This is a genomic window from Pseudomonas sp. FG29, from assembly GCF_057809355.1.
In genome coordinates this window covers 15,385-40,800 of record NZ_JBMDJU010000024.1, presented here as the reverse complement: position 1 = coordinate 40,800, position 25,416 = coordinate 15,385, and the positions used below count along the sequence as shown (strand labels likewise).

General features: G+C 63.1%; 19 protein-coding genes. 9 read left to right on the top strand and 10 right to left on the bottom strand.

The genetic code is table 11. The features are described from left to right. Positions 1–46 precede the first annotated feature (46 nt). Entirely contained in the window at positions 47–736 is a 690-nt protein-coding gene (gene ung / locus ACODS1_RS20030; protein WP_489087042.1) for a uracil-DNA glycosylase, read from the top strand. Between the two features lie 3 nt (positions 737–739). On the opposite strand, the gene ACODS1_RS20025 is transcribed toward ung, so the two are convergent. Both ACODS1_RS20025 and ACODS1_RS20020 read right to left on the bottom strand, forming a co-directional pair. Next, positions 740–1,603 carry a DUF6279 family lipoprotein gene (locus ACODS1_RS20025; RefSeq protein ID WP_489087041.1) on the bottom strand — a complete coding sequence of 288 codons (864 nt, stop codon included), beginning with the start codon at positions 1,601–1,603 and terminating at the stop codon, positions 740–742. 91 nt (positions 1,604–1,694) lie between these two features. Beyond that, positions 1,695–2,225, bottom strand: coding sequence for a tetratricopeptide repeat protein (locus ACODS1_RS20020; protein WP_322978500.1), 531 nt, complete (start codon positions 2,223–2,225; stop codon positions 1,695–1,697). A gap of 346 nt (positions 2,226–2,571) precedes the next feature. Between ACODS1_RS20020 and ACODS1_RS20015 the strand changes: the two genes are divergently transcribed. Beyond that, positions 2,572–3,696 (top strand): M14 family metallopeptidase, encoded by a 1,125-nt coding sequence (locus ACODS1_RS20015; RefSeq protein WP_489087040.1) that lies wholly within the window; start codon positions 2,572–2,574, stop codon positions 3,694–3,696. 24 nt (positions 3,697–3,720) lie between these two features. Here ACODS1_RS20015 and ACODS1_RS20010 read toward each other — a convergent pair whose 3' ends face one another. The 4 genes from ACODS1_RS20010 to gntR form a co-directional block, all read right to left on the bottom strand. Further along, positions 3,721–5,349 (bottom strand): NADP-dependent glyceraldehyde-3-phosphate dehydrogenase, encoded by a 1,629-nt coding sequence (locus ACODS1_RS20010; protein ID WP_489087039.1) that lies wholly within the window; start codon positions 5,347–5,349, stop codon positions 3,721–3,723. Positions 5,350–5,427: 78 nt separating this feature from the next. Then, the gene (locus tag ACODS1_RS20005; RefSeq protein WP_489087038.1) at positions 5,428–6,114 is read right to left on the bottom strand and encodes a bifunctional 4-hydroxy-2-oxoglutarate aldolase/2-dehydro-3-deoxy-phosphogluconate aldolase; all 687 of its coding nucleotides are present in this window, start codon (positions 6,112–6,114) and stop codon (positions 5,428–5,430) included. 102 nt (positions 6,115–6,216) lie between these two features. After that, entirely contained in the window at positions 6,217–8,043 is a 1,827-nt protein-coding gene (gene edd, locus ACODS1_RS20000; protein ID WP_489087037.1) for a phosphogluconate dehydratase, read from the bottom strand. 86 nt (positions 8,044–8,129) lie between these two features. Beyond that, positions 8,130–9,161, bottom strand: coding sequence for an HTH-type transcriptional regulator GntR (gene gntR, locus ACODS1_RS19995; RefSeq protein WP_489087036.1), 1,032 nt, complete (start codon positions 9,159–9,161; stop codon positions 8,130–8,132). 338 nt (positions 9,162–9,499) lie between these two features. On the opposite strand from gntR, the gene ACODS1_RS19990 reads away from it, so the two are divergent. Both ACODS1_RS19990 and ACODS1_RS19985 read left to right on the top strand, forming a co-directional pair. Continuing rightward, positions 9,500–10,033, top strand: a complete 534-nt coding sequence (locus tag ACODS1_RS19990; RefSeq protein WP_489087035.1) for a gluconokinase — start codon at positions 9,500–9,502, stop codon at positions 10,031–10,033. Between the two features lie 51 nt (positions 10,034–10,084). Then, positions 10,085–11,461, top strand: coding sequence for a GntP family permease (locus tag ACODS1_RS19985; protein WP_489087034.1), 1,377 nt, complete (start codon positions 10,085–10,087; stop codon positions 11,459–11,461). Between the two features lie 210 nt (positions 11,462–11,671). On the opposite strand, the gene ACODS1_RS19980 is transcribed toward ACODS1_RS19985, so the two are convergent. The 4 genes from ACODS1_RS19980 to phhA all read right to left on the bottom strand — a co-directional run bounded on the left by ACODS1_RS19980 (position 11,672) and on the right by phhA (position 16,143). Further along, the gene (locus ACODS1_RS19980; protein ID WP_489087033.1) at positions 11,672–12,931 is read right to left on the bottom strand and encodes an OprD family porin; all 1,260 of its coding nucleotides are present in this window, start codon (positions 12,929–12,931) and stop codon (positions 11,672–11,674) included. 637 nt (positions 12,932–13,568) lie between these two features. Beyond that, entirely contained in the window at positions 13,569–14,765 is a 1,197-nt protein-coding gene (locus tag ACODS1_RS19975) for an amino acid aminotransferase (RefSeq protein WP_489087032.1), read from the bottom strand. Then, entirely contained in the window at positions 14,762–15,115 is a 354-nt protein-coding gene (locus ACODS1_RS19970; RefSeq protein ID WP_017674872.1) for a 4a-hydroxytetrahydrobiopterin dehydratase, read from the bottom strand. Before ACODS1_RS19970 ends, ACODS1_RS19975 begins: the two co-directional genes overlap by 4 nt. A 242-nt stretch (positions 15,116–15,357) precedes the next feature. Continuing rightward, positions 15,358–16,143: a phenylalanine 4-monooxygenase gene (phhA, locus tag ACODS1_RS19965; RefSeq protein WP_489087031.1), complete on the bottom strand. Its 786-nt coding sequence runs from the start codon at positions 16,141–16,143 to the stop codon at positions 15,358–15,360. A 1,128-nt stretch (positions 16,144–17,271) separates the two neighbouring features. Between phhA and ACODS1_RS19960 the strand changes: the two genes are divergently transcribed. The 5 genes from ACODS1_RS19960 to ACODS1_RS19940 all read left to right on the top strand — a co-directional run bounded on the left by ACODS1_RS19960 (position 17,272) and on the right by ACODS1_RS19940 (position 25,135). Then, the gene (locus tag ACODS1_RS19960; RefSeq protein ID WP_489087030.1) at positions 17,272–18,132 is read left to right on the top strand and encodes an alpha/beta fold hydrolase; all 861 of its coding nucleotides are present in this window, start codon (positions 17,272–17,274) and stop codon (positions 18,130–18,132) included. 145 nt (positions 18,133–18,277) lie between these two features. Next, the gene (locus tag ACODS1_RS19955; protein WP_489087029.1) at positions 18,278–19,279 is read left to right on the top strand and encodes an efflux RND transporter periplasmic adaptor subunit; all 1,002 of its coding nucleotides are present in this window, start codon (positions 18,278–18,280) and stop codon (positions 19,277–19,279) included. A gap of 17 nt (positions 19,280–19,296) precedes the next feature. After that, positions 19,297–20,358, top strand: coding sequence for an efflux RND transporter periplasmic adaptor subunit (locus ACODS1_RS19950; RefSeq protein ID WP_489087028.1), 1,062 nt, complete (start codon positions 19,297–19,299; stop codon positions 20,356–20,358). Next, positions 20,355–23,429, top strand: a complete 3,075-nt coding sequence (locus ACODS1_RS19945) for an efflux RND transporter permease subunit (protein WP_489087027.1) — start codon at positions 20,355–20,357, stop codon at positions 23,427–23,429. The genes ACODS1_RS19950 and ACODS1_RS19945 overlap by 4 nt, the downstream gene beginning before the upstream one ends. Before the next feature lie 152 nt (positions 23,430–23,581). Then, entirely contained in the window at positions 23,582–25,135 is a 1,554-nt protein-coding gene (locus ACODS1_RS19940; RefSeq protein ID WP_489087026.1) for a sigma-54-dependent transcriptional regulator, read from the top strand. Positions 25,136–25,416: the final 281 nt, after the last annotated feature.

Below are 25,416 nucleotides of genomic sequence, written 5' to 3'. Positions count from 1 at the left end.
CTTCTCTAGCGTGCCTGCACTTGTTTTGAGCCAGCAGGAAAACCGCATGACCGACGACCGCATCAAACTCGACGCCAGCTGGAAGGACGCGCTGCGCGAGGAGTTCGATAAGCCCTACATGAAGGAACTGGGTGAGTTCCTGCGGGCAGAGAAAGCGGCCGGCAAGGAGATCTACCCACCGGGCCCGCTGATCTTCAATGCGCTCAACTCCACGCCGCTGGACAAGGTGAAGGTGGTGATCATCGGTCAGGATCCCTACCACGGCCCGGGCCAGGCCCATGGCCTGTGCTTCTCGGTTCAGCCGGGCGTGCAGACGCCGCCGTCGCTGGTCAACATCTACAAGGAACTCAAGCGCGACCTGAACATCGACATCCCCGCGCACGGCTATCTGCAAAGCTGGGCCGACCAGGGCGTGCTGCTGCTCAACACCTCGCTGACGGTGGAGCGCGCCAACGCCGGCTCGCATGCCAAGATGGGCTGGCAGTTCTTCACCGACCGGGTGATCGAGGTGGTCAGCGCGCATCAGGACAAGCTGGTATTCATGCTCTGGGGTAGCCATGCGCAGAGCAAGCAGCGCCTGATCGACCCGACCAAGCACTTGGTGCTGCGCTCGCCGCATCCATCGCCGCTGTCGGCGCATCGCGGCTTCATCGGCAACGGCCACTTCAGCCGCTGCAACCAGTTCCTCAGCCAGAACGGTCTGACGCCCATCGACTGGCAACTGCCGCCGCTCTGATCGTCAATCCGCGCTGGCCACCGACTCGTCGGCCTGGCAGCGCTGCGCTGCGAGGTCATCGTGCAGGGCATTCAGACGGCTGTCGGCACGGGCTATCTGATCGGAGTCGGCCTGGCGGATAAGTGCCACGAACAACTGCACCAACGCCTCGCGGTTGGCTGCATGGCTGGCTCGATAGGCTTCGGTATAGAAGCGCTCGCGCGCCTGCAGCAAGGCTTCCAGGCGCGGCGCGAAGCTGTCGCTGCGCCGCGCGTCCAGCGTCTCGCGCAGCGCCTGTTGCCAGGCCAGGCGATTGTCCAGCCAGACGGCGTTCTGCGCGCCCAGCCGGTTGGCCCAGGCCTCGATGCTTTGCCGTTGTGGCGCATTCAAAGTGCCAAGCCAGGGCTCCAGGCGTTCATTCATGCGTTCTACGCGCAGCCTGATCTGCTCGGCTGGCGGCGGTGTCAGGAAGGTGTCGCGCAGCTCGGCATTCTGCTCGTCCAGTTCGGCGAACAGTTGCTCGACCTGGCGCGGGTTGAGGCCGCGCAGCAGTTCGGTGGTATGGGGTGTGACCTGCACGGCGATCCGTTGCAGGGCCTGTTCGAATTCATCCAGCTGTTCGTTCAGGCGCTGCGGATCCGGATCGTTCAGCAGCGCCTGGTTGTCGCGCAGCCAGATCAGGTAGCGCGGCAGCTCCAGGCTGCAGTGCCAGCTCAGATGCTGCTGCAGGCGTGGTTTGAGCCAGGCGCGCTGCTGGTCGTCGAGCGCCAGGTAGTCATTCAGCTTCCAGGGGATCAGCCAGTCGAGGTTGCGGTAGGCCAGGTCGACCCGGCTGCAGGCAACCAGCAGCACGGGCAGGCCCAGCAGCGTCAGCCAGAACTTGTGCATGGGCGGTATCTCGCAAGGCGGGAGCCCCCGAGCCTACCGCCTTGGCCACGCAGGGCAAGGGGGCGGAAATATCCGCTAAAGAGTTGCCGGATCACTCACGCTGCAGCGCGGCGCAGGACACATCGTAGTTCTGCTTGCAGGCGCTTTCGTACAGGCGCCGTGCCTGATCCGGGTCACGCGGCAGGCCGCCTTCGCCACGGCGATAGAGGTTGCCCAGTACGTGTTGCGCCATCGGATTACCGGCGGCGGCGGACTGGTTGAGATAGCGCAGCATCTCGCTCTGGTTGGCCAGCTCCGGGGCGTCGCGGCCGGTGTAGAGGTAGGCGAGGCTGACGGCTGCCATGGCATGGCCCTTGTCGGCGGCCTGCTTCCACCAGTACTCAGCCTGCTTGAGGTCTTTCACCGGCTGGCCGACGAAGTAACTGCTGCCCAGCTGGAACTGGCTCTCCAGATCGCCGCGCTGCGCTTGCTGGAGCAGCTTCTGCTGCACCTGTTGCTCCTGCGTCATCTCGCTGGCAGGCGCTTGCTCCTTGGGTTTTTCCTCGGGTTTCTGGCTGGCACAGCCGGCCAGCAGCGCCAGGGTGAACAGCGCGAGGGCTGGGTAGCGAAGTGGGTTATTCATTGGGGCTCCGGTTGGCAGATGTGGGGCATTATCAGGCCGTTGAAAAACTACCTCGGCTTTGGCTTCCTGCGTCGCTCTACCTCCTGCATCCATGCAGTCGTACGTTGGCAATACTGCGTTAAAAACGGCCTCGCGTGCGAGCCCAGTCAAAATGCTCATTTACAGCACGTAAAGTCGAGCGCGACTCCGAGCGTTTCTCGGCCGTTTTTGCCTTGTCTTGCCTGCCTCGCCTACGTTTTTCAACGACCTGTTAGGCCTCAGGCATACACCATAGTTCTCTCGAATCCTTCACAGGGGATCGATCACCTGCAATGCTGCCGCCTTCGTTCTACTCAGTGAGGCGTGCATGAAGATCAGCGCGGATTTCGACAGCGGCAATATCCAGGTCATCGACGGCAGCGACGAGCAGCGCGTGCTGCTGGCGATCCGCCCGGATCTGAACAGCTCGCACTTTCAATGGTTTCACTTTCAGGTCGCCGAACTTGCAGTCGGGCAGCGCTATGGATTCGTGCTGACCAACGCCGGACAGTCGGCCTACAACCATGCCTGGACGGGCTACCAGACCGCCGCCAGCTATGACGGCGAACACTGGTTCCGCGTGCCCACGCAGTTCGTCGACGGGCAACTCCGCTTCGAGCTGGTGGCCGAGCAGCCGCAGGTTCGTTTTGCCTATTTCGAACCCTACAGCCGCGCGCGGCATGATCAGTTGATCGCGCGCAGCCTGGCCGCCGGTGCCGAGCCGGTCGCCTGCGGCAAGAGCCTGGAAGGCCGCAATATCGAGTTGCTGCGCATCGGCGGGCGAGCTGCCCAGCCGCGCAAGCTATGGATCATCGCCCAGCAGCACCCCGGCGAGCACATGGCCGAATGGTTCATGGAGGGGCTGATCGAGCGTCTGCTCGATCCTCAGGATGCGCAGATGGCCGAGCTGCTGGCGCAGGCCGATCTGTATCTGGTGCCGAACATGAACCCGGATGGCGCCATTCGTGGCCATCTGCGTACCAACTTCGCTGGGCAGGATCTCAACCGCGCCTGGCAGTCGGCCAGCGCCGAGCGCAGCCCCGAGGTGTTGTTCGTGCTGGAGCAGATGCGGCGGATTGGCGTCGACCTGTTCCTCGACATCCATGGCGACGAGGAGATTCCCCACGTCTTCACCGCCGGTTGCGAAGGCAATCCAGGTTACACGCCGCGCCTGGCCGCGCTGGAAGAGGAATTCCGTACACGTCTGGTGGCAGTCGGCGAGTTCCAGACGCGCTTCGGCTACCCGCGTGCCGAGCCGGGTCAGGCCAACCTGGCGCTGGCCTGCAATGCCGTGGGCCAGGCGTTCGACTGTCTGTCTTTCACCCTGGAGATGCCGTTCAAGGATCATGACGACAGCCCACAGCCACGCACCGGTTGGAACGGGGCGCGCTCCGCTCGCCTGGGCCGCGATGTGTTGACGGTGCTGGCGCAGATGGTGACCCGCCTGCGCTGAGCAGCGCAGGCGGGGGCGGGACGTCTAGAAGATGTAGTCGGTGGTCAGGAAGCTGGAATGCCGCCCCTGGATGATGCCGCTGAACAGCGCCTTGTTGGCCTCCTGGTCACGGGTGGCCACCAGGGTGCGGATGGAGAACACGCGTAGCGCGTCGTACACCGACAGGGTGCCCTCGGCCGAGTTCTTGCGCCCATTGAACGGGTAGCTGTCCGGGCCGCGCTGGCACTGGGCGTTGACGTTGATGCGGCCGACCTGATTGGCGAAGGCGTCGATCAACTGGCCGACCTGCACCGGGTCGTTGCCGAACAGACTGAGCTGCTGGCCGTAGTCGGAGTGCAGTACGTAGTCGATCACTTCCTTGATCTCGTCGTACGGCACCACCGGAATCAGCGGGCCGAACTGCTCTTCGTGGTACAGGCGCATGTCGGCGCTGACCGGGCTGAGCAGGGCCGGGTAGAAGAAGGTCTCGCGCTGGCTGCCGCCGCCTTGGTTGATCACCTGGGCGCCCTTGCTCAGCGTGTCCTGCAGCAGGCCGTTCAGGTAGTCGACCTTGCCCGGCTCGGGCAGCGGCGTCAGGGCCACGCCTGGCTCCCAGGGCATGCCCGGCTTGAGTGCGGCGAGCTTGGCGCTGAAGCGTTCGAGGAAAGGCTGCAGCACGTCGCGGTGGACGAAGAGGATCTTCAGGGCGGTGCAGCGCTGGCCATTGAACGACAGGGCGCCTGTCACGGCTTCTTCCACGGCATTGTCCAGATCCACCTGCGGCAGAACGATGCCCGGGTTCTTCGCGTCCAGGCCGAGCACGGCGCGCAGGCGATGCGGGCGCGGGTGCAGTTTTTTCAGGTCGCTGGCGCCCTTGTTGGTGCCGATGAAGGCGAATACGTCGACCTTGCCACTGGCCATCAGCGCGCTGACGGTGTCGCGGCCCTTGCCGTAGATGACGTTGATCACGCCCGGCGGGAAGCTGTCGCGGAAGGCTTCGAGCAGCGGGCGGATCAGCAGCACGCCGAACTTGGCCGGCTTGAACACCACGGTGTTGCCCATGATCAGCGCCGGGATCAGGGTGGTGAAGGTTTCGTTCAGCGGGTAGTTGTAGGGCCCCATGCACAGCGCCACGCCCAGCGGCGCGCGGCGGATCTGGCCGAGGGTGCCCTGTTCCAGCTCGAAGCGGCTGGAGCGGCGGTCGAGCTTCTTCAGCTCGTCGATGGTGTCGACGATGTAGTCGCAGGTGCGGTCGAATTCCTTCTCGGCGTCCTTCAGGCTCTTGCCGATTTCCCACATCAGCAGGCGCACCACGGCATCGCGCTGTTGGCGCATGCGTGCGAGGAAGTTCTGCACGTGGCGGATACGCTCGGCCACACGCAGGTTGGGCCACAGGCCCTGGCCGTTGTCGTAGGCGCGCACGGCGGCGTCCAGAGCAGCCAGTGCCGCGTCGGCGTCCATCAGCGGGGCGCTGCCGAGCACCACCTGCTCGACGCTGCCGTCGTCCCGGCTCAGGCAGATCGGGCTGCGCACGCTGGCCAGAGGCCCTTCCCAGGTATGCAGTGCGCCATCGAGCAGGTATTCGCGTTGCTCGATCGGCGTGTCCAGGCGGTACTGCTCGGGAATCTGCGCGGCGCTGGGGAAGAGGGTGTCCAAGCGGTTCTCTGTGCTCATGGTTCCAGTCCTTTTTAGAAGTGCCCTACGAGAAAAATGCCAGCGGTGCCAGGCCTGACTGTGCCTGCAACGTCAGGCTCATGCCAACAGTTGCAGCGCCTCGCGGCTGGCCTGGGTGACGCGCTGCCAGTCGCCGCCGCGAATCCAGGCGTCGTCGAGCATCCATGAGCCGCCGACGCACATCACGTTGGGTTGCTGCATGTATTGCTGCAGGTTGCCCGGGTTGAGTCCGCCAGTGGGGCAGAAGCGCACGTTGCCGAACGGGCCGCGAAAGGCCTTGAGCGCGGCGACGCCGCCGGCCAGTTCGGCCGGGAACAGCTTGAAGCGGCGATAGCCCAGGTTGTAGCCGAGCATGATTTCCGAGGCGCTGCTGACGCCTGGAAGCAGGGGAACCGGCGACTCCCGGCCAGCCTCCAACAGTGCCTGGGTGCCGCCGGGGGTGACGATGAACTCGGCGCCAGCGGCCACCGCTTCGATCAGCATCGATTCGTCGAGCACGGTGCCTGCGCCGATGCGCAGATCCGGGCGCAGCTTGCGCAGTTGGGCGATGGCTTCCAGGCCCAGATCCGAGCGCAGGGTGATTTCCAGTGTGTGCAGCCCCCCTGCGGCGAGCGCGTCGGCCAGCGGCAGGATATCGGCTTCGCGTTCGATCTTTATCACCGGCAGGATGCGCGCTGCGGCGCACAGCTCATCGATGCGCGCGGTATGGCTGGCCATGTCGGGTAGCTCCGGGCTGTGGGCCTTGCGGCGTTGCAGGGTGTTCATCGGTTTTATCCTCGCTCAGGCCTTGGCCTCGGTGTTGCACTTAAGATAGCGCTGTCTTTGTTTCTGTCATCACGACGCTGCTGGAGCGTCGCGATGTATGGGTTATTTCAGTTCGTTCAGGGCCTGGGTGAATACGCTGGCGCCTTGCTCGGCGGAGCTGAAGGCATTGCGCATGAAGGCGAACAATTCGCGGCCACAACCCTCACCGCCGCCTGTCGGGGTTTGCATTGGCTGGCGCGCGGCCAGTTCGGCGGCGTCGACCAGCACTTGCAGTTCGCCAAGGCGGCCGTCGACGCGGATCGTATCGCCATCGCGCAGGCGGGCCAGTGGGCCGCCATCGATGGCCTCCGGGTAAACGTGGATGGCCGCCGGTACCTTGCCCGAAGCGCCGGACATGCGTCCGTCGGTGACCAGTGCGACCTTGAAGCCGCGATCCTGCAGCACGCCGAGATAGGGCGTCATCTTGTGCAGTTCGGGCATGCCGTTGCTGCGTGGCCCCTGGAACAGCATCACCGCGACCAGGTCGCGCTCCAGTTCACCGGCCTTGAAGGCGTCGACCAGTTGCTGCTGGTCATGGAAGATTCGCGCCGGCGCTTCCACGACCTGATGTTCGGGGGCGACGGCTGAGACTTTCATCACTCCCTGGCCAAGGTTGCCGCTCATCACGCGCAGGCCGCCCTCGGCGGAGAAGGGCCGGGCGACCGGGCGCAGGATGTTCTCGTCGAGGCTCTGCGCCGTGCCGTCACGCCAGACCAGGCGCTCGCCGTCGATGAAGGGCTCCTGGGTGTAGCGACGCAGGCCGCGACCCATGATGGTGTCCACGTCTTCGTGCAGCAGGCCGGCGTCGAGCAGTTCGCGGACGAGGAAGGCCACGCCGCCAGCGGCCTGGAAGTGGTTGATGTCGGCCTTGCCGTTGGGATAGACGCGCGCCAGGGTTGGCACCACCTCGGAGAGGTCCGCCATGTCCTGCCAGGTCAGTTGGATGCCGGCCGCCTGGGCGATGGCCGGCAGGTGCAGGGTGTGGTTGGTGGAGCCGCCGGTGGCATGCAGGGCCACCACGGCGTTGACCAGTACGCGCTCGTCGACCAAGCGGCCGAGCGGGGTGAAGCTGCCGCCCTGGCGAGTCAGGCGCACCACGCGGCGTGCGGCTTCGTCGGTCAGCCACTGGCGCAGTTCGGCGTCCGGGTTGACGAAGGACGCGCCCGGCAGGTGCAGGCCCATCACTTCCATGAGCATCTGGTTGGTATTGGCGGTGCCGTAGAAGGTGCAGGTGCCCGGGTTGTGGTAAGCCTGCATCTCCGCTTCGAGCAGTTCCTCGCGGCTGGCACGGCCTTCGGCGAAGCGCTGGCGCACGTCGGCCTTTTCCTTGTTGGACAGACCGGAGGTCATCGGCCCGCTGGGCATGAACAGCGCCGGCAGATGGCCAAAGCGCAGGGCACCGATCAGCAGGCCGGGCACGATCTTGTCGCAGATGCCCAGGTAGAGCGCGGCATCGAACATGTTGTGGGACAGGGCGACAGCGGTAGACAGCGCTATCACCTCGCGGCTAGCCAAAGACAGCTCCATGCCGGGCTCGCCCTGGGTGACCCCGTCGCACATGGCCGGTACGCCGCCGGCCACCTGGCCGACCGAGCCGATCGCCTGCAGCGCCTGTTTGATCCGCTGCGGGTAGTCGGCATAGGGCTGGTGCGCCGAAAGCATGTCGTTGTAGGCGGTGACGATGGCCACATTGGCCGAGTCCATCAGGCGCAGACGCTGTTTGTCGCTGCCGCTGCAGGCTGCCACGCCGTGGGCGAAGTTGGCGCACTGCAGCTTACCGCGCTGCGGGCCATCGGCGGCCGCGGCATCGAGCATGGCGAGGTAGCGCGCACGCGTGGCGCGGCTGCGCTCGGTCAGGCGCTCGGTGACCTCAAGGATGCGTGGATGCATGTGGCGGACTCCGAATCAGGTATTCATCTCGACAGGCGCGAAGGGCATTCGCTCACTGTGGTTGGTGGTTGGGCGCAAGGCATCCTTCAGGTGCTCTCGCGCAGCATCAGCTCGAACCCCAGGTCATGCACCTGTTCGGCCGGTGTCTGGCCGGCCATCAGGGTCAGCAGCATTTCGGCCGAGCGCCGGCCGATGGCCTCGCGCGGGGTGCGGATGCTGCTCAGGCGCGGCACGCTGAATGCCGAGGCCTGCAGGTCGTTGAAGCCCAGCACCGACATGCGTTCCGGAATGCGGATGCCCAGGCGCATGGCTTCGAGCAGGGCGCCCTGGGCCAGGTCGTCGTTACCGAAGAAGATGCCGTCCAGATCCGGGTGCTCGGTCACCAGCCGGGCGAACAGTTCACAGCCCAGGCCCACGGTGGATTGCCGGGGTGTCAGCACTTCCAGGGTCGGATCGTAGAGGCCGGCACGTTGCAGCACGCGGCGAAAGCCTTCGCCCCGCAGCAGGGTGCGCTGGTCCAGTTGGGCGCCGACGAAGGCCAGGCGACGGCGACCGCGCGCGATCAGGTGTTCAGCGGCACAGGTGCCAGCCTGAATCTGCGAGAAGCCGACGCAGTGCAGGCCGGCACCGGGGTCGATGTCCATCATGTAAACGCACGGGATGCCGCTGGAATCGAGCAGGCGACGGGCGCTTTCGGTGCGCTCGAAACCGGTCAGCAGCATGCCGCGTGGCTGGTAGGCCAGGTAGTTGCGTATCAGGTCTTCTTCTTCGTCGCGCGAGTAGTGCGAGTTGCCGATCAGCACTTCGAGGCCGCGCGGGCGCATCACGCCGTGGATGGCTTCCAGTGTTTCGACGAACAGCTGGTTGGTCAGCGACGGCACGATCACGGCGATGGTCTGGCTGTGCGAGGAGGCGAGGGCGCGTGCCGCGGGGTTGGCCACGTAGCCCAGCTTGCTGGCAGCCTCGCGCACCTTCTGTACGAGATCTTCGGCGACCGTGGGGATGCCGCGCAGGGCACGCGAAGCGGTGATCGGGCTGACGCCAGCCTGGCGGGCGACTTCATTGAGAGTCGGCCGGCCGGTGGTGCGGGTGCTTTTACCTGTCTTTGCAGTGCTCATCTGGGGCATGTCGCCTGTTGTGTTTCTTGTATTTTGCTGCACTCGACGCCTTGATCGCGAGCCCTGCATGGCAATCAGTGAAATGCCGTGGCGCAGCCTCTGGGGCGCTCGTGGACGCTTTCCGGGGATCGCATCGGCAGACTTGCGGTGCTTGCCAAGCTAGAAACTGCTGTCTAGGATAGCGCTGTCTTTTGAGGCTGGCAAATAAGTGAAGGCCTTTAAACAGCTTTAATGGCGCTATCGTGCGAATTAATGCAGTGATCACGATAAAAATATAATGAATCACGACGCTTTTTCTGTGACTAAAGCAGAGGTAGCGCTACTTCAATGAGGTGCCTATGCATCGCCGTATCAATGCACTGGTCGTCATGGGTGTCGCCGGTTGTGGCAAGAGCAGTGTCGGGCAGGCCATCGCGCGCCGCTGCGATGCACTGTTCATCGAAGGTGACGCATTCCACCCAGCCGCCAACATCGCCAAGATGAGTGCGGGCATTCCCCTGAATGACGACGACCGTGCCGGCTGGCTGGCGCGCCTCGGCGAGGAGTTGCGCCAGGCCACTCGCCAGGGGCAGCGGGCAGTCTTGACCTGCTCGGCCTTGCGTCTCGCTTACCGTCAGCAATTGCGCCAGTCAGTGCCTGGGCTGGGTTTCGTCTATCTCGAGCTGAGCCGGGAGACGGCTGGCCAGCGCGTTGCCAGTCGTCCCGACCATTTCATGCCGGCCAGCCTGATCGACAGTCAGTTCGCTGCGCTGGAACCCCCTCACGTCGAGCCGCTGACGCTGGCGCTCGACGCAACCCTGCCCGTCGATCAGCTCAGCCTTGCGGCAGAGACCTGGTGGAAGTCGGCGGATGTCATCGCGAGGCCTGCCTGACCGACCTCGCTTCCTAGCTGCTGTTCTACGACAAAAATAATGAGGTAGACCATGAACCAACTGGCTTCCACGCCTGATGCCACGGGCTTGCTGCTCACGGCGGCGGCTGCTGTCGCGTTGTTATTGCTGCTGATCATGCGCCTGCGGGTGCATGCCTTTCTGGCCCTGGTGCTGGTCAGCGTCGTCACGGCGCTGGTGACGCAGATCCCCTTCGAGCAGATCGTGCCGACTCTCTTGACCGGCTTCGGCAATACCCTGGCTTCCGTAGCCCTGCTGGTCGGGCTTGGTGCCATGATCGGGCGACTGTTGGAGATGACCGGCGGTGCCCAGGTGCTGGCCGATACCCTGATCGGCGCCTTCGGTGAGAAGCGCGCGCCGCTGGCGCTGGGTGTCACCTCGCTGCTGTTCGGCTTCCCGATCTTCTTCGATGCCGGGCTGGTGGTGATGCTGCCGATCATCTTCAGCGTGGCCAAGCGCTTTGGTGGCTCGACCTTGCTCTACGCCCTGCCGGCAGCGGGGGCGTTCGCCGCCATGCATGCGCTGGTGCCGCCGCATCCCGGTCCGGTGGCGGCGGCCGATCTGCTGGGCGCGAACATCGGTCTGCTGGTGATCGTTGGCGCGATCATTGCGCTGCCGACCTGGTACTTCGGCGCATACCTGTTTGGGCAGTGGGCCGGCAAGCGCTTCGACGTGAAGCTGCCGAGCACCTTTCTCACCGACGCCGAGCGTGATGCGTCGGTGGCGCCGCCAAGCTTCGCTCTGGTGCTGTCGATCCTGTTGCTGCCTTTAGTGCTGATCTTCCTCGATACCGGGTTGAACACGCTCACCGTGACCGGCCATGTCCAGGCGGGCGATACCTGGGTGCAGTTTCTGCGCATGCTCGGCAAGACGCCCGTGGCGCTGCTGATCACCACCTTCCTGGCGCTGCTGCTGTTCAGCGGGCGCTACAGCGGCAAGCATCTGGAGAAAGCCTGCGAAGGGGCGCTCGGGCCGATCTGCTCCATCGTGCTGGTGACCGGCGCGGGTGGCATGTTTGGCAATGTGCTGCGCACCAGTGGAATTGGTGATGCGCTGTCGTCGTTGCTGGCCGATACCGGCTTGCCGGTGATCGTCGCCGCGTTCGTCATCTCTGCGGCACTGCGCGTGGCGCAGGGCTCTGCAACCGTGGCGCTGACCACCGCCGCCGCACTGATGGCACCTACCGTGGCAGCCACACCCGGGCTCAGCCAGTTCGACCTGTGCTTCATCGTGGTCGCCATCGCTGGCGGCGCGACCGTGCTTTCGCACGTCAACGACTCGGGTTTCTGGCTGGTCAGCCGCTTCCTGCAGATGGACGAGAAAACCACCCTCAAGACCTGGACGGTGATGGAGACGCTGCTCGGCGGCATCGCCTTCCTGCTGGCGCTGATCGGCAGCCTGTTACTCTGATTCTGTCGCAGGAACCTGAGGGAGATGCGTTGAATGCCTGGCTGCTGCAGCCAGGCATTTTTATTTGGGCTCTGGCTGTATGAGATTCCAGGCTTTTCGGGCTTCGATTGGCTCTCTGCCTTTGGCCGGTCGAAAAAAAGCCCGTCACGAGGACGGGCCTAAGGTGCCGTAACACATTGGAGTCAATCGAAGCGAAGTGCTCGCTCGGGATTACAGAATCGACAGCGGGTAGTTGATGATCAGGCGGTTCTCGTGGAAGTCCTGGCCGACGTCACGACGGATGTTCGAGTTGCGCCAGCGCACGCTGAGGTTTTTCAGGGTGCCGTCCTGGATGGTGTAGGCCAGCTCGGATTCGCGGGCCCACTCTTCGGCGTTGCTGCGGCTGGTCGTTTCGATGTTGTCGCCGCTGGTATAGCGGTTCATCAGGGTCAGGCCAGGGATGCCGAGGCCGGCGAAGTTGTAGTCGTGACGCAACTGCCAGGAGCGCTCTTCGGGGTTGTCGAAGCTGGCGGTGAAGCCGTCGTTGACCAGGCTGCCGCCGCTGGCGCCATCGATGCGCAGGAACTTGGTGTCACCTGTCAGGCGCTGGTAGGAGGCGGTGAAGGTGTTGTTGCCGGTCTTGGCCGAGAAGCTGGCCTGGTACACCTTGTTGTCGAGGTCACCGGCCTTGGCCGCGCCTTCTTCCTTGCCGGTGAAATAGCCGAGGTTGGCGCCGAGCACCCAGTCACCGACCGGCTGGCTGTGAGTCAGTTGCACGAAGCTCTGCTGGTAGACGTCTTCCAGGCGAGCATGCCAGGCGCCGACCATGGTGGCGTTGCCATTGAAGCGATACTCGGCGCCGCCGAAGTTGAAGTCGTCGCCATCGAAGCCATTGAAGCTCATGTCTTCGCGGCTGGCATCGTTACGCTGGCTGTTCTTCCAGAACTGGCCGCCATACAGGCTCAGGCCGGCAATCTCGTTGGAGGTGATCTGGGCGCCCTGGAAGGTCTGTGGCAGCGAGCGGCCATCGTCGGCGCGCAGGATCGGCAGCACGGCGAACCACTCGCCAACCTTCAGCTCGGTCTTGGAGATCTTCGCCTTGGCGGCGACGGCGGTGCGGCCAAACTGATCCGCCGGCTTGCCATCGTCATGGATCGGCAGCAACTGGCTGTTGGCGACGGTGTCGCTACCGTCCAGTTTGATGCTGTACAGACCCAGCACATCGAGGCCGAAGCCGACGGTGCCTTCGGTGAAGCCGGAGCGGGCATCGAGGATGAAGCTCTGTGTCCAGCCTTCGGCCTGGGACTGGTCGTCACCGTTCAGGCGCGGCCCGGAGTGGTTGATGTAGTTGCGGTTGAAGTAGTAGTTGCGCAGGTTCAGCGAGACCTTGGCATCGTCGACGAAGCCGCCGGCCTGGACGCTCATCGGCATGATCAGTGCCAGGGCAGTGCTGCCCAGCAGGGCCAGAGGTAGGGTAGTGCGTGCAGTCATTGTTGTTGTGCTCCCAGTTTCAGAACGAACCATCCCCTGCCGATGCCAGGAACGGCTCTGCATGGCGGAGAGGTCAGGATGACCCCGGTGGGGGTGACAGGCTGGCGATGCCAGCATTGCCGGCGGCTGAGTTCAGCCTCCGGCGAATCCGTTGAATGGCGTGTAATGGCGCGAGGCTGGGCGCCGAGATGCGATGCGTGAGGTGGGGATGTTCATGCTGTGATCCTGTTCTTTTTGTTATACGTTGTCATACAACTTGATGGATTATCGGCAGCACCTTTTCTTTTTGTCAATCGCCGTTTAGACCAAAGTTCAATGGCGTGTGCCCGAATAATCGCGGTTTTTGCGATGTTTCGCGCGAAGTCAGCGCCGTTGACGGCGTTCGGTGACTTAAAATTTATGATTTTGTTGTGTGATGACTTGCGGGTTTGGCTGAGCGGAGCGAGGCATGCCTGACCCTATGAACAAGGCCACAGTCGAGTTCATCTATCAGGAGGCGCTGTTGCGCGTGGGGCAGGGCTAGGTGCCGTCAGTGCGGAAATCAAGGTGCGGCGGGGCGCCACGCAGGCACGTCCCGGTGGTCGTCGGGCCGGGGCTCTTCGAGCCCCTGATCCGTTATGCCGTCAGGCCTGGGGCGTCAGTTGCAGACGCGCGCGATGGCAGCCGCCAGGTATTCCAGCTGATTCGCGTCCAGGCCGGCGACGTTGGCGCGGCCGCTGCCGACCATGTACACGCTGAAGTCCTCGCGCAGGCGTTGCACCTGCAGTGGCGACAGACCGGTATAGGAAAACATGCCGCGTTGTTCGGCAATGTGCGCGAAGCGTTCGCTCAGGCCGTGGGGTGCCAGCGCTTCGACCATGCCACGGCGCAGGCTGGCAACGCGCAGGCGCATGCCGTCCAGTTCATCCAGCCACTGCGCTTTTAGTGCCGCGTCACCGAGGATTTGTGCCACCACGGCAGCGCCATGCGCGGGCGGTGTCGACCACAGGTTGCGCGCGATGGATGCCAGCTGGCTGCGGATATCGAGGAGCTTTTCGGTGTCGCCAGCGCAGACGATCAGCGCGCCCGTGCGTTCGCGGTAGAGGCCGAAGTTCTTCGAGCACGAGCTGGTGATCAGCAGTTCCGGCAGTTCGGCTGCGAACAGGCGCACGGCCCAGGCGTCTTGCTCCAGGCCATCACCGAAGCCCTGGTAGGCAAAGTCGATCAGCGGCAACAGTTCGCGCGCCCTGACCACCTCCAGCACGCGTTTCCAGTCGCGCGGGGTGAGGTCGAAACCCGTGGGGTTGTGGCAGCAGGCGTGCAGCAGTACCACGTCGCCCTTGGGCAGGTGGGTCAGGGCGGCGATCATGGCTTCCACGTCGAGACGGTTATCAGTACCGACATAGGGATAATGACCAACTTTGAGCCCCGCCTCGGCGAACAGCGTCTCATGGATCGGCCAGGTCGGGTCGCTCAGCCAGATACCGCGCCCTGGCAGGCAGTGACGGATGAAATCACCCGCCAGGCGCAGGGCGCCGGTGCCGCCTGGTGTTTGCGTTGCGCCGGCGCGCTGCTCGGCGAGCAGTGCGGAGTCAGCCCCCAGTACCAGTTGGCTGAGCAGCGTGCCAAACGCCATGTCGCCATGGCCGCCGATATAGGTCTTGGTTTGTTCGGCGTCGATCAGGCGCTGCTCGGCCAGCTTCACCGCACGGAGGATCGGCGTCAGGCCGTGGGCGTCCTTGTAGACACCCACGCCCAGATCCAGGCGCGCCGGGTTGCTGTCGAGGCGATAGGCTTCCATCAGGCTGAGGATGGGATCACCCGGTACGCGGGCGACCTGGGCGAAGTGGCTCACTTGCGACCCTCGGCGCTGGCTGCCAGTACATCGGTGCGTGCGGCCATGATGAAGTCGTTGCGGTGCAGGCCGCGCATTTCGTGGCTCCACCAGGTGACGGTGACCTTGCCCCACTCGGTGAGCAGGGCGGGGTGGTGGCCGACCTCCTCGGCGATGGCGCCCACGGCGTTGGTGAAGGCCAGGGCGTGACGGAAGTTCTTGAACAGGTACACGCGCTCCAGCTCCATGTGGTCGCCGCGTACCTCGATGTTCCAGTCGGGGATCTCGCGGATCAGCTCGGCCAGCTCTTCATCGGTTACTTTGGGCGCATCGGCGCGGCAGGCTTCGCATTGGGCTTGGGCAAGGCTCATGGGGGTTCTCCTGGGTAAGAAACTTGGGTGAATCAGGCTGCTGCCTATCAGTTAACCATCGAGTGTAGGAGTCGCGCCCCCAGCGAATCGAGAGGGCGGGGTCGATGATGGCGTAAGGCTGCAATCGTTTCGCGCCGGGGCGGCGCTCCTGCAGGTCGGCGGATTGCACCATCGTGTAGGAGCCGCGCCCTCGCGGCGAATCGAGAGGGCAGCACCATTCGTGCGTAAGGGGACATCACGGTCTACGCCGCTTTCGGCGGAAACTTCGGCGCGTGCAGGCCCAGCGCCATGGCCTGATGCACCAGCGCCATGATGTCTTCTTGGGCCAGCTCGAAAAGCCGCTTGAGTTCGGGCAGGACGAAGTACACCGGCTGTAGGATATCGATGCGGTAGGGCGTGCGCATCGCTTCCAGCGCATCGAAGGCTTGGTGCTCGGGGGGATCGGACAGCGCGTAGAGGGTTTCCTTCGGCGAGGACAGAATGCCGCCACCATAGATACGCCGGCCGGCCGGCGTGTCGAGCAGGCCGAACTCGATGGTCAGCCAATACAGCCGCGCCAGGTAGACACGCTGCTCTTTGCTGGCCTGGAGACCGAGCTTGCCGTAGGTGTGAGTGAATTCGGCGAACCAGGGATTGGTCAGCAACGGGCAGTGGCCGAAGATTTCGTGAAAGATGTCCGGCTCCTGCAGATAGTCCAGCTCCTCGGGCGTACGGATGAAGGTGGCAACAGGAAACTGCTTGCTGGCCAGCAGCTCGAAGAAGGTCTGGAAGGGAATCAGTGCCGGTACTCGTGCCACGCGCCAGCCAGTGGTGGATTCGAGTACACGGTTGATCTCGCCGAGCTGTGGGATGCGCTCCAGAGACAGGTCAAGCTGCTCGATACCGTCCAGGTATTCCTGGCAGGCGCGATTTTGGATCACCTCCAATTGGCGGGTGATCAAGGTATTCCACACCTGATGCTCACAATCCGGGTAATGGATAAAGCCACTCGCGTCCGGTTCGCGGGCCAGGTACTGCGTACTCTTCATCGCGGCCTCCTTCTGAGGCTGTTGTTCTTGTCATGGCCGAGCATGGCGTGGGGGAGGCCCTGCGGCCAGGTCAGGGCAATGCTGGTATGGGCAGCTAAGGCGCTCTTTTCGTAACGTTTTATTTACTTTTTTGGGTGGTTCGCGCCGATCAAGGCGTTTTAAGGTGCAGTGTGTAAATTAATCGTTACGATTTTTGCGTGAGCATCGAAAATAGCCACACCGTTCTGGTCGGTGCCTTGCGTCTGCCTTGGGTTGGCGGTGGTAACGGTGTGCAACGATGCGGAGTATCGAGAGGGCGATAGGGTTCATACCCGGCAAACGATGCGTGCAGATTGATCCGATATCTTTCTCATGTGCTGGATACTCTGCAATTTGCAAGCGCTTGAACTTCATATCTTCGAATAGCGCGCAGCAAGGCTGTCCTCATCGGGTTGCATGAGAAATCTGCGTCGATTGTCTTGTCGTTACTGTTAGATGATGGGGTAAGCGCCAATCAGATTTCAGAATCCGAGGCGAGAGTTAAAAAAGCGGGGTGGTTGTGTATTGCGTGGTTTTGCCGATTGGGATCATTTGTTTTTCATATCTCAGCAATGGCTCATGAGAGTTATGCATTCATATTTTTATATATGAAACCTGTTAAAGACTGGCTCGGGCTCTCAGGAAAGAACGGCGCTTTTTGTAAGTTTATTTTTACGTCATGAAAATTTTACAGCCTGCCTGTGTGGATATATGTGAGTTCTCGAGCTCTTGAAAATGGCTTTGTGATATCGAGTGTGTGTAACAAAATATTTCTGAGATGTCGGGCATCAAGCTGTAAGTAAATTGCTACACCGTCAGACAACATCCGATGGCTGCTGGTCAGGGTGGCAGCAGGTGGGTGAAGAGAGGGGGTGAAAGGTTGTCTTTGCGGGCTGTACCTGTCTGGGTGGTCGTCTAAAACATGGCGTCAGTGACTTGTCGGTCATGATTGCTCTGGGCTATAAAAATTTCCGTTCCTGTTGGGGTGGGGCAGGAGATGAATCCTTTCACGAAGCTTTCATTCTGGATTGTGACGTTTTTTTGACGTATTCGCTGCGTTCATGGATGAGAATAGTCGTGCTTATTGTTTGTGTTTATGGAGTCTAGGGCATGGAAACGAAGGTACTGCAGGCGGCGGGTTTCAATGTTTACACCGAGCTGTATTGGCGGGGCGAAGAGGCCAAGACGGTCTTGCTGATCAATGGTGCTTTATCGACGACAGGATCGTTTGGGCAGACGGTTAAATACTTGCAGCCTTACTTCAACTTGGTTCTTTTCGATCTTCCCTTTGCGGGTAAGTCTCGTGAACACAACACACCTGGATATGTAGTTAGCAAGGAGGATGAAGTCAGGATCATTCTCGATCTGATCGAGCGTTTTCAGGTTAATTGCCTGCTCTCGGTGTCTTGGGGTGGCGTATCGGCCATGTTGGCGCTGGCCGAATCACCGCCCAGTGTCGAGCGCGCGATCATCAGTTCGTTTTCGCCAGTGATCAATGACGCGATGCGCGATTATCTCGACAAGGGTCAGGCCTACCTGGCCACACGCGACAAGAAGAAGATCGGCAGCCTGCTCAATGATACGGTGGGCAAATATTTGCCGAGGTTGTTCAAGTTGTACAACTTCAAGCATTTGATCAGCCTGGCGGAACACGAATACCAGCAGATCGAGTTTCATATCGCTCAGGTTCGTGAACTCAGTGCCAAAAACTATGTGGAGCGCTTTGCCCAGATAAAAATCCCGGTATTGTTCGTCAACGGTGAGCGGGACGATTACACGACGGCAGCGGACGCGCGGCAATTCGCCAACTACGTGGCCAACAGCCATTTCGTCGTGGTGCCGGAGGCGGGACATTTTCTCGATTTGGAAAGCAAGGCGGCCTGGTTGGCTTCGCGAAAGACTGCGCTGTCTTTTTTCGGGGCCGAGGTTGCGGCGCCCAGACACCTGGAACTGTCGCCTTCGCTGGTGTGATTCGCAGAGGGCGCGATAGGGAATGATGGGTGGATTGGAAGCTGTAACGCGCTTGAGGCTGTGCTCTTTTTCGTTGCTCTGCATGTGGGGCGCTCTGCTGGCAGGGTGTTCCGCAGATTCGCCGCCGCAAAAGAATGTGCTGCGGGTGACGGCGCAACGGGTCGAGATGCTGCCCGCCGTGGTGCAAACCGTCTTGACGGGTGACGTTCAGGCCCGCTTCGTCAGTGAACTTGCCTTCCCCAGCGCGGGGAAGGTGACGCTGTTGCCGGTCGATGTCGGCGATAGGGTGGTCGCTGGGCAGCTCTTGGGGCGGCTGGATCCTCTGGAGCTGCGCACCACTCTGGAGACCAGCGAGGCGCAGGTGCAGGCCCTGCAGGCACAGCTCGCACTGGCCCGTGCCGATCATGCGCGGCAGGCACGGCTGTTGCCCAAGGGCTACACCAATCGCAGCGAGTACGAGCGATCCCAGGCCGCCTTGAAAGGCGCTGAGGCCGAGTTGATGACGGCCATGGCGCGGCGTCAGGTCGCCACGGATGCCGTGGCGGATGCCGAACTGCTGGCGGTGGCCGATGCTGTGGTGGTTGCGCGTGCGGTATCGGCTGGCGAGGTGGTGCAGGCTGGTCAGGTGGTGCTGTCGTTGGCGCATGACGATGCACCTGAGGCGGTATTCGACTGGTACGAAGCCCTGCCTGCGGGGCTGCAGATCGGAGCACCGCTCTCCGTGCATGCGTTGGGCGATCCGGCCGGAACGGTCGTCGGTCACCTGCGGGAAATTGCCCCCAGCGTATCCAGCCGCTCGGGCACCGTGCGTCTGCGTGTCAGCCTGCCTGCGCAGGCCAGAGCCTGGCCGCTGGGCTCCGTGGTGTCGGCGAGTCTGGGCGAACCCTTGGGCAGGGTTGTCGCGTTGCCGTGGGCTGCCTTGAGTCGTGACCGGGGCCAGCCAGCGGTCTGGCTGATAGATGCTCAGCAACGCGTCAGCCTGGTTCCGGTGCAGGTTGCGCGCTACGACGCCGGGCAGGTGCTGGTCGCAGCCGGTCTGCAGGAGGGTGATCTGGTCGTGGCTCGCGGCGGGCAACTGCTCTATCCCGGGCAGCGTGTCGAGATCGCCAGCGTGCTCGCTGCGTCTGACCAGGTGTCTGGGCCATGAAGCAGGCGTGCGGTTGCTTGGCGCTTCTGTGTGTCTTGCTGGCGGCCTGCCGTGAGCAGGCGCCTTCGACGCAGGGTGCGCGCCCGGTTCTGTTCCATGAAGTGGTCGCTGCTGCGCGTCCGCTGAGTGCGCGTTTCACTGGCACCGTGCAGCCGCGTCATCACTTGGTCGCAGCCTTCCGTCAGAGTGGCCATCTGCTCAGCAGGCGGGTCGAAGTCGGTGAGCGAGTGCGCAGTGGACAACTGCTGGCGACGCTGGAAAGCAGCGACCAGCGGAGCGAAGTGCGCAGCGCGCAGGGGGAGGTCGCCCGCGCCGAGGTGCTGTGGCGCAATGCCCGTGATGAGCAGGTGCGTTATCAAGGGCTGCACCAACAGGGTGTCGGTAGCGTCGCCAGGCTCGAACAACTGAATAGTGAGGTCGAGGTGCGTGCGGCTACTTTGCGTCAGGCGCGCATCGCCTTGCATCGCGCCGAAGAGCATCTGCAGCAGACCCAGGTCAGGGCTGATTTCGATGGCGTGGTCACGACCTGGCATGCCGAGGTTGGCCAGGTGCTGGCCAGTGGTGCGCCGGTGGTCAGTCTGGCGCGGCTGGACAACCTGGAGGTTTGGTTCGATCTGCCCGCTCAGCGCGTGAACGAGCTGGCTCAGGACAAGGCGCCGCGTATCTGGGTCGCCTCGATGAGCGAGCCGGTCATGGGCAGTTGGGCGCAGGTGCGGCAGATCGATCCGCAACTGGATGCCGGGACTCGCGTGCAACGCGTCAGGCTGGCCGTGGAGCAACTGCCAGCGGGCATTCATCTGGGCTCATTGGTCAGTGTGGAACTGGTTCCGGCGCCCGCCAGTGCTGAACCCTTCGTGCCGGTTTCGGCCGTGTGGGCGCACGCCGGGCAGCAGTACGTCTGGCGGATCGACAGGCAACATTCGCAGGTGCAGGCCATCGAAGTCGAGGTGCTCGAGCGCGACGGTGCGCAGGCGCGTGTACGCAGTGTTCTGCAGCCCGGCGACCGGGTGGTCAGTGCCGGTGTCGCAAGGCTGCAGGAGGGGCAGCGGGTCAGGCTCGAGGAGCGTGGTGGGTCATGAGGGAAGGATTCAATCTGTCCGGCTGGGCGCTGCGTCATCGCACACTGGTCTGGTACGCCATGCTGGTGACGTTGCTCATGGGCAGCTTCGCCTATCTGCAACTGGGGCGCGAGGAGGATCCCGCGTTCGCCATCAAGACCATGGTCATCCAGGCACGCTGGCCCGGCGCGACGCTGGACGAAACCCTGCAACAGGTCACCGATCGCCTGGAGAAGAAGCTCGAGGAAATCGACGCGCTGGATTACGTGCGCAGTTACACCCTGGCCGGTGAAGCCACCCTGTTCGTCTTTCTCAAAAGTGAGACGCCCGCCCATGCGATTCCCGATGCCTGGTACGCGGTGCGCAAGAAAATGCAGGATCTGCGTGGCGAGTTGCCGAGCGGCGTGCAGGGGCCGGCTTTCAATGATGAATTCGGCGATGTCTTCGGCAACATCTATGCCTTGAGCGGGGAAGGGTTTTCTCTGCGTCAGTTGCGCGATTACGCCGAGCAACTGCGCCTGGGCCTCAAGGGTGTACCGGGGTTGGGCAAGGTCGAGCTGCTCGGCAATCAGCCCGAGGTCATCTACCTGGACTTTTCCATTCGCCGCCTGGCGGCTCTGGGTATCGACCTGCGCCAGGTGATCCAGAGCCTGCAGGCGCAGAACGCGGTGACTCCGGCGGGGCTCATCGATGGCGAGCAGGAGCGTATCGCCGTGCAGGCCAGCGGTGCCTTCGCCAGCGAGGCGGATCTCGAAGCCATCAGCCTGCGTTTCGGTGACCGCTTGCTGCGCCTGAGTGATCTGGCCCGTATCGAGCGTGGTTACGCACAACCTCCGTCTTCGCTGTTCCGCTACAACGGCCAGGCGGCCATCGGCCTGGCCGTGGCCATGCAGGCCGGCGGCAATATTCAGGATTTCGGTGCGGCCCTGCAGCAGCGCATCGATGAGCTGATCAGCGATCTGCCGCTCGGGCTGGATGTCCATCTGGTCTCCAGTCAGGCGCAGGTGGTGGACAAGGCCATCGGTACTTTCACCAAGGCGCTGTTTGAGGCCGTGCTGATCGTGCTGGTGGTCAGTTTCATCAGCCTCGGCCTGCGCGCCGGGCTGGTGGTGGCGTGCTCCATCCCGCTGGTGTTGGCCATGGTCTTTCTGTTCATGTCCTACAGCGGCATCACCCTGCAGCGTATTTCCCTGGGGGCGCTGATCATCGCCCTCGGGCTGCTGGTGGATGACGCCATGATCACCGTGGAGATGATGATCAAGCGCATCGAAGCCGGCGATTCGCTGCCGCAGGCCGCCACCCATGCCTACACCTCGACGGCTTTTCCCATGCTCACGGGCACCCTGGTGACGGTCGCCGGTTTCGTGCCTATCGGCCTCAATGCCAGCTCCGCCGGGGAGTACGTGTTCACCATGTTCGCAGTGATCGCGATTGCGCTGCTGCTGTCCTGGCTGGTGGCAGTGGTCTTTGCGCCCCTGCTTGGCGTGTACTTGCTGCGTCGTCCGGAGCGGCCCGAGGTGCATGGCCAGCGTCGTTGGGAGCAATGGTTCTCCGGCTGGCTGGCGTTGGCGTTGCGTCATCGCAACTGGACGGTGGGCCTGACCTTGCTGGCCTTCGTCCTCTCGTTGGCGGCGACGCCGCTGCTACAGCGGCAGTTTTTCCCCGACTCGGATCGACCGGAGATTCTGGTGGACTTTCATCTGCCCCAGCAGGGCTCGATCAATGCCACGCACGCCACGATGGATCGCTTCGAGCAAGCCCTGGCCGATGATCCGGACGTGCTGCGCTGGAGTTCCTACGTCGGCAAGGGCGCCGTGCGTTTCTACCTGCCGCTGGATCAGCAACTGAGCAATCCGTTCTATGGTCAGGTGGTGATCGTCAGCCAGGGCGGCGAGGCGCGTGATCGCTTGCTCGCCCGCTTGCGCGAGCGCTTGCGTCAGGATTTCGTGGGGATCGGTTTCAACGTGCAACCCTTGAACATGGGGCCGCCGGTGGGCTGGCCGATCCAGTACCGGGTCAGTGGCCCGGATATCGAGCAGGTACGGCGTGAGGCCATGCGCCTGGCGGCTGTCATCGACAGCAATCCGAACATCGGTCAGGTGGTGTACGACTGGAACGAGCCGGCCAAGGTGCTGCGCATCGACATCGATCAGGACAAGGCGCGGCAGTTCGGCCTGTCCTCGCAGGACACTGCGCAGATTCTCAACAGCGTGGTGTCCGGGTCGAGTGTCACGCAGATTCGTGACGGCATCCATCTGGTCGACGTGGTGGCTCGGGCGCAGGCCGATGAGCGGCAGTCGCCGGAGCTGCTCGGCAGCTTGCAGATCCCTTCGGCTCGTACAGGTGAATCGATTCCGCTACTGGCATTCGCTAGTATCCGTTACGAGCAGGCGCAGCCACTGGTGTGGCGACGTGACCGCCAGCCGACCATCACCCTGAAAGCGAACATCGTCGGGAAGTTGCAGCCCGATGCGCTGGTAGAACAACTGCGCCCGGCGGTTGAGGACTTTGCCGCGCAGTTGCCAGGGCGCTACAAGGTGACGGTCGGCGGCGCGGTAGAAGCCAGTGCGCGGTCACAGGCGCCGATCCTGCGTGTCGTCCCCTGGATGCTGTTTCTGATGGTGACCTTGCTGATGATCCAGTTGCAGAACGTGAAACAGGTCTTGCTGGTACTGAGCGTGGCGCCGCTGGGGCTGATCGGTGTGGTCGGGGCCTTGCTGATAACGGGCTCGCCCCTGGGTTTTGTCGCCATCCTCGGCGTGCTGGCGCTGATCGGCATCATCGTGCGCAACTCGGTGATTCTGGTCACTCAGGTCGAACTCTTCCGCCAGCAGGGGCTGGCCCTGCAGCAAGCCGTGGTCAGCGCCACCGAACACCGCTGCCGGCCGATTCTGCTGACGGCAGCAGCCTCCGGCCTGGCGATGATTCCCATCGCCCGTGAGGCATTCTGGGGGCCGATGGCCTATGCCATGATCGGTGGCATTGCAGTGGCGACGGTGCTCACCCTGTTCTTCCTGCCGGCGTTGTACCTGCTCTGCCATGCGCAGGCTGCCGAGACGCAGGAGGCGAGTGCGATACAAGAGGTGCTCTGAGCCAAGTAATGCATGAGCGTGCACAAGATGGTCACGGGCGTTGCGCCTTCGGGCGTGACGTCCTCTCACACAAGGATAAAGACCATTGATCGTTGTTGATTTCCAAGTTTCTTCCCGCCCAATGTCGGTGGGGCATCGCCCGGAGGATTGCCATGCGCATTAAGGTTCACTGCCAGAACCGGGTCGGCATCCTGCGCGACATGCTCAACCTGCTGGTCGACTACGGCATCAACGTGGCCCGTGGCGAAGTGGGGGGCGAGCAGGGCAATGCCATCTACCTGCATTGCCCGAACCTGATCAATCTGCAGTTCCAGTCGCTGCGGCCGAAATTCGAAGCCATTCCCGGTGTGTTCGGCGTCAAACGGGTCGGCCTGATGCCCAGCGAGCGCCGTCATCTGGAACTCAATGCCTTGCTCGGTGCGTTGGACTTTCCGGTGCTGTCGATCGACATGGGCGGCTCCATCGTCGCGGCCAACCGCAGCGCCGCGCAGTTGCTCGGCGTGCGTGTGGACGAGGTGCCGGGCATGGCGCTGTCGCGTTATGCCGAGGATTTCGACCTGCCCGAACTGGTGCGTGCCAACAAGGCGCGGATCAACGGTCTGCGGGTGAAGATCAAGGGCGATGTGTACCTCGCCGATATTGCACCGCTGCAGAACGAGCATGACGACAGCGAGGCGCTGGCCGGCGCGGTGCTGACCCTGCACCGCGCCGACCGGGTCGGTGAGCGCATCTACCACGTGCGCAAGCAGGAGCTGCGTGGCTTCGACTCGATCTTTCAAAGCTCCAAGGTCATGGCGGCTGTGGTGCGCGAGGCGCGGCGCATGGCGCCGCTGGATGCGCCCTTGCTGATCGAGGGCGAAACCGGTACCGGCAAGGAACTGCTGGCGCGTGCCTGCCACCTGGCCAGCCCGCGTGGGCAGTCACCGTTCATGGCGCTCAACTGCGCCGGCTTGCCCGAATCCATGGCCGAGACCGAGCTGTTCGGTTATGGCCCTGGGGCTTTCGAGGGCGCGCGTCCGGAAGGCAAGCTCGGCCTGCTGGAGCTGACCGCCGGCGGCACGCTGTTCCTCGATGGCGTCGGCGAGATGAGCCCACGGCTGCAGGCCAAGCTGCTGCGCTTTCTGCAGGATGGCTGCTTCCGTCGCGTGGGCAGCGACGAGGAGGTCTATCTGGACGTACGGGTGTTCTGCGCCACCCAGGTGGATCTGTCCGAGCTGTGCGCCCGTGGCGAGTTCCGCCAGGATCTCTACCATCGCCTCAACGTGCTCAGCCTGCACATTCCGCCACTGCGCGAATGCCTCGACGGGCTGGCGCCGCTGGTCGAGCACTTTCTCGATTCGGCCAGCCGACAGATTGGTTGCGCCTTACCCAAGCTGGCGCCGCAGGCGTTCGAGCGCATGGCCCATTACCACTGGCCAGGCAACGTGCGGCAACTGGAGAACGTGCTGTTCCAGGCGGTATCGCTGTGCGACGGCGGTACGGTGAAGGCCGAGCACATCCGTCTGCCGGATTACGGCGCGCCGCAGCCGCTGGGCGAGTTCTCGGTCGACGGCAGCCTCGACGATATTCTCGGTCGCTTCGAGAAGGCGGTGCTGGAGCGCCTGTATCATGAGCATCCAAGCAGCCGCCAACTGGGCAAGCGACTCGGGGTTTCCCACACCACCATCGCCAACAAGCTGCGCCAGCACGGCCTGGGCAAGGAATAGTCGCGACCTACGACCTTGGTGCAATAGGCAGGGTAGGCACCTGCAGCGACACTGAGGCCGTCCCAATGATCCTGCGTGATTTGGGTGCAAGCGTTTCCGCATTCCTCTTGAGGAATGCCTTGAATGGGCGGGCGACCAGTTGGTCGCCCTTTTTTTTGCCCTTTGGTTTGCCTGGGCATCTCGCTCAGGCCGCTTAATCTGCGTTGCGCCCTGCCCGTTGTGCTCACGCATGCCTGACTGCTTTGGAGTCTCTGGGCAGCCAGGAGGGGCGCCAGGTAAAG